At 73.0% G+C, this 2,879-nt stretch carries 4 protein-coding genes; all 4 read left to right on the top strand.

Annotated features, from left to right (window positions below; all coding sequences use genetic code 11):
- Positions 1-224: 224 nt before the first annotated feature.
- Complete coding sequence (locus LBC97_13745) at positions 225-512, top strand: hypothetical protein (protein MDR2567090.1); 288 nt, start codon at positions 225-227, stop codon at positions 510-512.
- A 69-nt stretch (positions 513-581) separates the two neighbouring features.
- Positions 582-935 carry a hypothetical protein gene (locus LBC97_13740; GenBank protein ID MDR2567089.1) on the top strand — a complete coding sequence of 118 codons (354 nt, stop codon included), beginning with the start codon at positions 582-584 and terminating at the stop codon, positions 933-935.
- A 45-nt stretch (positions 936-980) separates the two neighbouring features.
- A complete protein-coding gene (locus LBC97_13735; protein MDR2567088.1) occupies positions 981-2,054 on the top strand; it encodes a hypothetical protein in 1,074 nt (357 codons plus the stop codon).
- A partial coding sequence (locus LBC97_13730; GenBank protein ID MDR2567087.1) for a site-specific integrase occupies positions 2,051-2,879 on the top strand: 829 nt, incomplete at its 3' end. The genes LBC97_13735 and LBC97_13730, both read left to right, overlap by 4 nt.

The raw sequence follows: 2,879 nt of genomic DNA, 5'->3' as shown, positions 1-2,879 counted from the left end.
GACGCACGGCGCGGCCCCGCAGCGGACCGCGCCGGTAGCGCCGGAAGGCGCTTCGGCACGGACCGCGGCGGAGCCGCGACGCCGCCCCCGCCGGACCGCCGCGCCCTGGGGCTTGTTCTTTGTCCCAAAACTGCTCGCGGCGGGTTGTCAAGTCGGGGGTTTTGGCTCCGGCCGGACGGCTTGGCCTGCGGGTCCGCGTTCGAGGCCGGGTGTAACCTGGTTACATGTCTAGAGGCGGCGGGACGCGGGGAGCGGGCGGCGAGGCGGAGCGGCGCCGCAGGGCCTCGGACAGGCGCGCGGCCGAGTCGGAGCGGGGACGCCTGGAACGCGAGCTTGCGGGCTGCGGGCTCCGGCTCGCCGCGCTGGACAGCGCCCGCGAGGGCCTGCTCGCGGAACGCGACCGCCTGGTCTCCGAGGCCCTGGCCGAGGGCTGGACGCTGGCCCGCGCGGCCCGGACGGCTGGCGCGAGCCGCCAGGCGCTGATGAAGCGCTTGAGGGTCCGTTCCTTGTAATACAGGACCCTCTACGTACACGGGGGCCTTGTCCCGGCCGGTGTCGGGCGTAGTCGCTAATCTGAGACTATGGCGGATTACAGGTCGGAGCGGATGCCCTCGCCCGAGGGCAGGGGGTTCGCGCGGGCCGCCTGGGAGGCGTTCGGGGAGAGCGTGGACGAGGCGTCGGACGCCCTTCTTGAGACCGTGTTTGGCAGGCCGCTCAAAGGGGTGGCTATGGGCGTCCTCGCGGACCAGCTTGGCTTTTGGCTGCTGTGGCACCGGTTCGGGGGGTTCGAGGGGCTGAGGCGGATCGGGATGCCCCGCACGACCATCTACAGGCGGGTCAAGACCTTCCGGGACCTGCTCGGGGAGCATCCGGACGTTTACCGGCTCCGGGGCGTGACGATCGAGTTGGACGAGAGGGCGCGGCCCGGATCATAGTCCCAGGACTGGAACTATTGGCGTTCAGCGGGTAGAGTCCCATATGTGGGACTGGACCTGCGTGGGAGCGTGGTGGAGGTGGCGTCCGGAGTTGACGCCCTCTACCTGTCCGGGCGCGGGAGGCTGGCCCGAGGGGTGGTCGAGGAGTTGGAGCGCTGCCGGGTGCAGGCGGCGCGGGTCGCGGGAGGGGCGGCGTTCGGGCTCGGGGGCGCTGAGTTCCGGGTGCAGGCGGGGGCCTTCGGCCGGTGGCGCTACTGGTTGTCCCATCCGGCGTACGGACAGGTGGGGCTGACCGCATTGGAGGGCCTGCCGACCGTGCGCGTCCAGCCTCTGGCGGCGTTCATCCACGCCGAGGGCGTGGGGGCGGCCTTGGACGCCGCCAGAGGCTGGCTCGCTCCCGTGTGCGAGGGGCTGGACCTGTGGGCGTCCCGGCTCGACCTGTTCGCGGACGTGGTCGGCTGGGAGTTGTCGGGGGACGACAGGGACAGGTTCCGGGGCCGGTTCCGGGGCCTGCACACCTATGAGGACGGCGGGCGGTTCACCGGGTTCACGTTCGGCAAGCGCGGCAACGCCGTGCACGCCCGGATCTACGACAAGACCGTTGAGGCCGAGCTGAAGGGCAACGCCTACTGGCGCGACATCTGGCGCGGCGGGGGCTGGGACGGCGAAAGCCGGGTGTTGCGGGTCGAGTTCGAGTTCCTGAGGGAGGGGCTCAAGCAGTTCGGCCGGCGCACGCCGGAGGAGGCGTTGGAGGGGGTGGGCGACCTGTGGTGCTACGCCACGTCCAAATGGCTGACCTACCGGTGTCGAACGGGCGACTCGAACAAGCGGCGGTGGCCGCTGGCCCGTGAGTGGACGGCCGTCCAGCGTCCCGCGTTCGCGGACCACGCGCTTGGCCTTGAGCGGGTGACCAAGGCTCTGCGGGGCGCGGACCGCCGGCTTCTGGTCGCCCAGTTGTGCGGCTACCTGGCGTCGTTGGGCGCGAGCTACGGGGAGGAGTCGCTGGACGAGGTCCTCAAGCTGGCCAGGTGGGCCGCGCTGGAGCACTGCGCGAAGACAGGCGAGGCGTTCCCCGACCGGGTGCGGCGCAAAGCCGCGGAACGGGCGGCGGGGGCGTGAGGGGTTCGACGGTTGGGGAGGCGGCGGCTTGGTGGCTGGGGTCGCGGGTGGGCCGGGTGCAGGCGTCGACGCTTGAGCGGGACGGGCAGGTGATGCGGTGCCTGCCCGCCTGGTTCTTGGGCATGGACGTGGCCGGGGTGACGGGGGAGGACGTGTTCGCGGTGGCGTTGGGCTGGCCGGGCGCGTCGAACACCAAGAACCGGGCGCTGGTCAGCGTCAAGGCGTTGTTCAGGGATCTGGCCGGGGCGGGCTGGGTGGAGTCGAACCCCGCCGCCGGGGTGCCGCGTCCGAAGGCGGGCGCGCCGCCCAGGGCGGGCTGCGCGGTCGAGTGGGAGGCGGTCCCGGCGGTCGCGGCGGCGGTCGGGGCGCGGCATCCGGCGTACGGGGACCTGGTGATGTTCGCGGCGCACACGGGCCTGCGGTGGGGGGAGTTGGCGGAGCTGCGGTTCTCCGACCTGCGGGCGGGCGGCGCCCAGGTGGCCGTGTCGCGGGCGGTCACGGTCGGCGGGCTGGTCAAGGAGCCGAAGTCGGGCCGGGCCAGGGTGGTGCCGCTGGACGGCGCGGCCAGGGCCGCGGTCGCCTACCGGGCGGCGGGGCGCGGGCCGGGCGACCTGGTGTTCACCTCGCCGATGGGGGAGCGGGTGGCGCGGCGCAACTTCACGGCCCGCTCCGGGTGGCTCGAAGCCGCGCCGGGCCACCACCCGCATTGCCTGCGGCATTGTTACGCGGTGCATTTGCTGGACGTGCCGGGGGTGGCGACTTCGGACATCCAGCGTTGGCTGGGGCACGGGAGCCTGGCCACGACGGAGCGGTACCTCGGCTCGT

This window comes from Bifidobacteriaceae bacterium (assembly GCA_031281585.1).
GTDB lineage: Bacteria > Actinomycetota > Actinomycetes > Actinomycetales > WQXJ01 > JAIRTF01.
Note: the sequence above shows the minus strand (reverse complement) of the source record. Positions and strands in the feature narration are given on the sequence as shown.

Bases quoted from the DNA above. Each gene is read 5' to 3' on its own strand.
- LBC97_13740 (MDR2567089.1), top strand. From the start codon at position 582: ATGGCGGATTACAGGTCGGAGCGGATGCCCTCGCCCGAGGGCAGGGGG.
- LBC97_13745 (MDR2567090.1), top strand. From the start codon at position 225: ATGTCTAGAGGCGGCGGGACGCGGGGAGCGGGCGGCGAGGCGGAGCGG.